The following is a 6,829-nucleotide window of genomic DNA, read 5'->3' as shown; positions in this document are numbered from 1 at the left end:
GACTATCTGGTCAAACCTTTCGTGTCCGAAGAGATGGCCACCCGAATAGAAGTGCTGTTGCGCCGGCACGCCCTTGATTCAGAACGTGAAACCTGGCTACGGGTCGCCGATCTTGAGCTTGACCTGCTGAATCGAACCGCGGTGTGCGCAACCCAGCGCACGGTGTTGCCTGCCACCGAGTTTCGCTTGCTGGAGTTCCTGATGCGCAACGCCGGTAACGTCGTCACCCGACCGCTAATTTTCGAGTCGGTGTGGGGCTACCACTTCGACCCCGGCACCAAACTGATCGATGTGCACCTCACGCGCCTGAGACGCAAGCTTGAGAGCCTTGAGTGCCAACTGACGATTACTACTCTGCGCGGCTCAGGCTTTATCCTCGGACACAAGGACGCATGATCTCGCGCCCTGAATTGCGTCCCAGCCTGCGCCGCACCACGACCTTTCGCCTGACGATGTATTACTCGCTGACATTGCTGGTCGGGGTCATCGCGTTGGTCAGTCTGATCTATTGGCAAATCGCGACCTATCTGGTCCATCAGGCCGACAATAACGTGCAGGGCCAAATGCGCTCGTTGCTATACCTGAAGACGGACGAAATGCCTAAGGAACTCGACCGGCTGGCGATTGGCGATGTGCGTGACGTCTATTCTCTCGGGTTGTTCGGCGCCGATGGCAAACACCTCGGTGGAGACGTTGCCACACTGCCCAAAGACCTGCAGTTCAATGGCAAACCCTATGAACTGTACGCACCCGGTTTTCAGCGGGGTTCTCGGGCATTAGCCAAACGCTTGCCACACGGTCAGATTCTGTTTGTGGGTTATGACACCAAAACCCTGTCCCGACTGCGCAGCATATTACTCAACGCGCTGGTATGGAGCGGCGCATTGATTGTACTTGGCGGCCTCGCTGTCGGCACATTTTTGGGCTACAAGCCGCTGCGCCGCGTGGGCATCCTGCAGGTGGTCAGTCAACGCATCGCTGAGGGCGATTTATCCCAGCGATTGCCGGTGTCCAGGCGCGGTGACGAGCTAGACATGCTGTCTGCGCTGGTCAATCAAATGATGGAAGAGGTGGAACGGCTGCTGGATAACGTGAAAAGCATCGGTGATAACGTCGCCCATGACTTGCGAACCCCGCTGAACACCCTGCGCATGCAGCTGCATCGGACATTGGAGCAATGGGGTCAGGCATCCCCCGAGAAACAGCAAGTACGGCTGGAGAAGGCGCTGACCGCGACCGATCTACTGTTGCGCCGTTTCAGAGCGTTACAGCGCATTGCCGAAATCGACAGCCAGGCACGCCAGGCAGGCATGAGCCACTTCTCACCGGGTGAGTTGCTGCAGGAAATGTTCGAGAGCTACGAGGCAGTTGCTGAAGAAGCTGGTATCCGTTTGACGCTGTCGATGGATCAGGCCCCTCCTCTGCAGGCTGATCGCGAGATGTTGATGGAAGCGCTGATGAATCTGCTGGATAACGCGCTTAAATTCACCCCCGCGGGTGGCACCATCGAGTTGCGCCTAGTGCGCATCGACCACCGTACACGCATCGAAGTCCAGGACAACGGTCCGGGCATCGTTGAGCACGAACGGGAAAGTGTGTTGCTCAGGTTTGATCGCGGCCAGCACACGCAGAATATTCCAGGTGATGGCTTGGGACTGGCGATTGTCGCAGCGGTGGCGCGTACCCATCGATTTCAATTGGCGCTTGAGGATGCTGCGCCTGGATTGCGTGTGGTGTTCAGCACTACCGAAGGGAGTTGAAACAAACACGCCCGAGAGATCAAACGATCTTCTCGGGCGTGTAACTTGTAGCGTGTAGCTTGAGTTACAACAGCGTGATCGGGTAATCAACGATCAGGCGGAACTCGCTCAAATCACCTTCACCCTGATCGGCGTTGGCGGTGTGGAAAGCCTGGCGGATGCGGAAGGAAAGATCCTTCGCAGGACCGGTCTGAACTACATATTTGGCTTCGATGTCGGTCTCGTGGTGCTTGCCATCTTCGCCGTATAAGCCAGCGTATGCGCTACCAGTCGGAGTATGAGTGCCGTCGATGTTAGAACCGTTCAAGTAACGCGCCATGAAGCTCAAGCCCGGCACACCGTAGGTGGTCATGTTCAAGTCATAGCGAACGCCGAATGAGCGCTCACCCGGTCCGTTGAAGTCGGACCATTGAACTGAGTTGTTAAGGAAAATAGAGTCGCCACCTTCACCCGCACCGTTATCACCCGTACCGATGTAATCGAAAGGTGTGTCGCCATTAACTTTCTGGAACGACAGGGTGACCGTGTGGGCCGACAGGAAGGAATAGGCAGCCGCCATAGAGTACGTGGTGTTGCTGATGTCGCCGGCCTTGGCTTGGCCCTCGTCCGTCGTGCGGTACAAGTTGAAGTCAAAGTTAAGCGCTTGGGAATCGGTCAACGGCAACGTGTAGTTAGTGTTGGCGTAGTACTGGTTCCAGACATCCTTGAGTTCCGCCCCATAGAACGTCGCAGTCCAGTTAGGGTTGATCGAGTATTTACCGCCTGCGAAGGTAGCGCTGTTAGAGGTAACGTTCGCGTAGGTGGCATAAATCTCATGATCATGGTTACTGGTCATGCCACTGTTGGTGCTGGTGTAGCGACCTGCTTCAAGGTCCAGGCCTGCAATTTCGCTGCTGTTCAAGTTGAAGCCAGTGGCCGTTTGTGGAAACAAACGACTGCCGCCGACCGCAAACACGGGGGCCGTAGGCTGCAGGTTACCGTAGCGAAGCATGGTCTTGGAGATCCGCATCTTCAGACTGCCGCCGACCGAGCCGTAGCTGTCTTTAGGGTCACCACTGGAGTCCACCGGCAGGTTGCCGGTGCCTGCATATTTTTCGTCGCCATTGAGTTTCAGACCCAGATAGCCGTATGCATCTACGCCAAAACCAACGGTACCTTGGGTAAAACCTGAGCTGAAGTTAGCTTGAAAACCCTGGGTCCAATCGCGATTATCGGCTTTACCGTTTTCACGATTGCGGTTTAAGTAATAGTTACGCAGCAACGCTGTTGCACTACTGCCTTCTACAAATCCTTTGGCCTCGGCCTGATCGGTGACGCTCTCCGCCCATGCCATTTGCGATAGTGCTGCCGAAACGGCAAGTGCAGTGGCACTGCAATACTTAACAATCATCTTCTTCATTCCCCTGATTTATTGACGTCCAAACGTGTGCCAGCACCAAGACTTCCGATGCGGTGACTTCTTCGTTTTTTTGCGGACGTTGAACAGCAGCTCGGCATTTGCCTTATTGGTATTAACCCAGCTATCACACGGTGTATTTTCTCTTCAGGGCCCGTTTTTATAGTGTTGCAGCCCCCCCATGCGTGCCGTCTTTGTATCACGACTGCAGTTTCTGGCGTGTCGAAAAAGGCGATAAAGTTAGTTAAATAAATTTAACCAATTGAACTTCCCATGCAGTGGTAGCGTGGTGAGAGTTGAGACTCTCATCGCTCAATTGCTCTGATGCATATATTTAGCCGCCCACGTTTGTGGTGCGGCTTTTTTTTGCTCTATTTAATTCTTCTGTTATTAGTTGCACTTATTTCGCGCTAAAAACAAAACTAAGCCCCTTGGTGGTGCACCAAACTAATTGCTAGCCGCTGCAGAGCGTAAATGTTTCGAATTCACGTTTCGAGCCCACAACACCGTTTGCGCTGAGCAAAATATCCTGTGACAATTCTCGCTATATAGTTTTTTATACAGCGCCTGAATTCCTGAGTTTCCCTCCCATGCGGTCCAGCTTTTGTCTTTCGCAGACCCCTTTCCGGTGACCGTCAACCGCAGTGCCTGGCCATGGATCGGTCTGGTTTTAATGCTGATTGCCGCCCTGCTCTCGCTTACGGTCGGCCGCTATCCCGTAGCGGTGATCGAGCTGGCTCACTGGCTGTTGGCCACGTGCGGGATTGGCAGCATGCCGACCGAGCGCTTGCAATTGCTGCACAGCGTGATCGTCGAGGCACGGCTGCCGCGCATTCTCGGCGCGATGCTGGTCGGTGCCGGTTTGTCAGTGGCAGGCGGCGCTTATCAAGCGGTGTTTCGCAACCCGCTGGTGTCACCCGGCTTGCTCGGCGTTCTCAGCGGCTGCGCTTTTGGTGCAGCGTTGGGCATTGTGCTGGGACTGCACGGGCTGTGGGTGCCGGTGCTGGGCGGTGTCGGCGGTTTGTTGGCCGTCGGTTTGGGTGTCGCCATTGCAGCGATGTTCAGTAGCGGATCGATCCTGATGCTGGTACTGGGCGGCATTGTCAGCAATGCGCTGTTCACTGCCCTGCTGTCGATCGTCAAGTACATGGCCGATCCGCTGGACCAGTTGCCCGCCATCGTCTATTGGATGCTCGGCAGCCTGAGCGCCGTGGACACTGCCGCGTTGTGGTGGACGGCACCAACCCTGGCCGTGGCGATCATCGCGCTGTGCCTGCTGGGACGCTTAATCGATGGGCTTTCACTCAGCGATGACGAAGCGCATAGCCTGGGCATTCCGGTGCAACTGATCCGCTACGGGGTGATTGTGCTGGCGACGCTAATCTGCGCGCTAACAGTGAGTATCGCCGGCATGGTGGGTTGGGTCGGTTTGTTAGTTCCGCATTTGGCGCGGCTGTTGGTGGGACCGGGCAACGCGCGTTTATTGCCGCTGAGCGCCTGCTTGGGTGCGTGCTTTTTGCTGGCCGCCGACAGCCTCGCGCGCTCACTCACAGCCGGTGAAATCCCCTTGGGTATCATCACGGAACTGCTCGGCGCCATCGCCTTCGTGCTGGTACTTAACCGCGTGCGTCGGGGTTGGTTATGAGCGCGCTGCTCGAAGCCCGGGATCTGCACTACCGCCTCGGCAGTCGCACGGTGCTTGGCGGTATTTCGCTGAGCATCCGGCCCGGCGATAACATCGCCTTGCTCGGCGCCAACGGTGCAGGCAAAAGCACACTGTTGCGTATTCTTCTTGGCTTGCTGCGCCCCCATGCGGGCGAGGTGCTGCTTGAGGGTAAACCGCAAAGTAGCCTCAAGCGTCGATCCATCGCCAGGCTCATGGCCTATGTGCCGCAGAGTCATACACCGAGTTTTCCCTTTAGCGTGCGACAGATCGTGGTTCAGGGTCGCCTGCCACTGAATGGCCTCGGACAGGCACCCAGTCGCGATGACCATGTCGCGACCGAACGGGCGTTGGCCGAAATGGGCATCGAAACCTTGGCCGAGCGCACCTACACCGAGCTGTCTGGCGGCGAACGCCAACTGGTCCTGATCGCGCGCGCACTGGTGCAGCAGGCGCGCTTGATCGTCCTTGACGAACCGGTGACCGGCCTTGATTACGGCCATCAATTGCGCCTGTTGCAGCACTTGGAAAACCTTGCCAACCAGGGTTTGGCCATTCTCGCCAGCACCCATCGACCCGAACATGCACTGGCGTCTGCCAACCGTGCCTGGGTGCTGGACCAAGGCCGGCTCGTCGCAGACGGGCTACCACGGGATGTCATTAACGCCGATCTGATCCAGCGCCTGTACCAGATCAAGGTGCGCCAGATCGACAGCCCCCCTCACCGTTTTTTCGTTCCTCTAGAGTCATAGACCGATGATCTCGTACCGCGCACTGCCTTTCGCACCTTTGCTGTTAGCGCTTGCCGTGACCATGGCGCATGCCGCTGACGATGCGCCTGTTGAATTGAAACCCATCGACGTCACCAGCCAACCGCTGAGCCCCGCCGAAACCGATCATGAAGCAGCGCGCAACAAGTCCGCCACCCTCGGCCCGTTGGGTGAACGCAAGCTGCAAGACACCCCGTATGCGCTGAATGTCGTGCCACGGGACTTGATCGACAGCCAGCAATTCAAGAGCGTCAAGGACATCATTCGCTTGATCCCCTCGGTTCAGGGCGATGGCGCGCGTCCACAAACCCGTGGCATGCAAGGCAGTGTGGTGCAGAACAGCCGACTTGATGGCCTCAACGTGGTGTCGACCACCGATTACCCAGCCGAGCAGTTCGATAACGTTCAGGTGCTGAACGGTTTGGCCGGTTCACTGTACGGACCGGCAAACCCGGCCGGGACGTTCAACTTCATTTCCAAGCGACCGACTGACTTCACCCGCAACCGGCTGACGGTGGGCGTCGGCACCGGTCTGACGTGGCTCAAGGCGGCCGACCTCAGTGGCCCCTTCGACCCGGCTGGCAAGCTCAAATACCGGGTTAACCTGATGGACGAACAGGGCCAGGGCTACAATCCCGGCAGCACCTTGCGTCGACAGTTGGTCAGTCTGGCTGCCGACCTGCAAATCAATGACAGCACCGTGCTGGAAACCAACTTCAGTCAGTACAACTACCTGAACAAAGGCGCGCCGGGCAAATTCGCGCTGGCCACCGGGCAAGCCTTTCCCAAGGCGTTCGACCCGACCAAGAGCAACCTTGGGCAGAACTACGCCGGGGATAACAACACCACCCAAACTGGCAGCCTGCACCTCAAGCACGACTTCGACGGCAACTGGAACCTTGATGTCGGCTGGCTGCGGCAAATTGCCGACCGTGAAAGCACCGGCGTTACCAATACCCTGCTCAATCAGGCCGGTAAATACACCTCTACGGTGTCCAGCGCCACCGCCAGCCGCTTTACCATCAACAGCTACCTGGCGAACTTGAATGGTCGAGTCATGACTGGTCCGATCAGCCATGACCTGACCGTCGGCGTCAGTGGTTTCCAGTGGCGCAACTACAACCCGGTCGCCGGCAGTACGCAAACCCTGGGCACGTCGAGCCTCGGTTCGCCGCAAAACTTCCCTGAGCCAAACTACCCGGACTTCACCGACCGCTATCAGTCGGCCAAAGCTACGCAG

General features: G+C 57.2%; 6 protein-coding genes. 5 read left to right on the top strand and 1 reads right to left on the bottom strand.

Annotated elements, in window-relative coordinates; genetic code table 11:
* Both M0974_RS26150 and M0974_RS26145 read left to right on the top strand, forming a co-directional pair.
* Positions 1–396: response regulator transcription factor (locus M0974_RS26150; protein ID WP_297843931.1), on the top strand; the 396-nt coding region annotated here is incomplete at its 5' end.
* Positions 393–1,760, top strand: coding sequence for an ATP-binding protein (locus M0974_RS26145; protein ID WP_297843929.1), 1,368 nt, complete (start codon positions 393–395; stop codon positions 1,758–1,760). The genes M0974_RS26150 and M0974_RS26145, both read left to right, overlap by 4 nt.
* A 64-nt stretch (positions 1,761–1,824) precedes the next feature.
* Here M0974_RS26145 and M0974_RS26140 read toward each other — a convergent pair whose 3' ends face one another.
* Complete coding sequence (locus tag M0974_RS26140) at positions 1,825–3,150, bottom strand: OprD family porin (protein WP_297843928.1); 1,326 nt, start codon at positions 3,148–3,150, stop codon at positions 1,825–1,827.
* Between the two features lie 610 nt (positions 3,151–3,760).
* On the opposite strand from M0974_RS26140, the gene M0974_RS26135 reads away from it, so the two are divergent.
* The 3 genes from M0974_RS26135 to M0974_RS26125 all read left to right on the top strand — a co-directional run.
* Positions 3,761–4,801, top strand: a complete 1,041-nt coding sequence (locus tag M0974_RS26135) for an iron ABC transporter permease (RefSeq protein ID WP_297843925.1) — start codon at positions 3,761–3,763, stop codon at positions 4,799–4,801.
* Complete coding sequence (locus tag M0974_RS26130) at positions 4,798–5,571, top strand: ABC transporter ATP-binding protein (RefSeq protein ID WP_297843922.1); 774 nt, start codon at positions 4,798–4,800, stop codon at positions 5,569–5,571. The genes M0974_RS26135 and M0974_RS26130 overlap by 4 nt, the downstream gene beginning before the upstream one ends.
* 4 nt (positions 5,572–5,575) lie before the next feature.
* Positions 5,576–6,829, top strand: a 1,254-nt coding sequence (locus M0974_RS26125; protein ID WP_297843920.1) for a TonB-dependent siderophore receptor, incomplete at its 3' end; no start/stop codon positions are given.

Source organism: Pseudomonas sp. (genome assembly GCF_026224925.1).
In the GTDB taxonomy this organism is placed as follows: domain Bacteria; phylum Pseudomonadota; class Gammaproteobacteria; order Pseudomonadales; family Pseudomonadaceae; genus Aquipseudomonas.
This window is presented reverse-complemented; position numbering and strand designations above follow the sequence as displayed.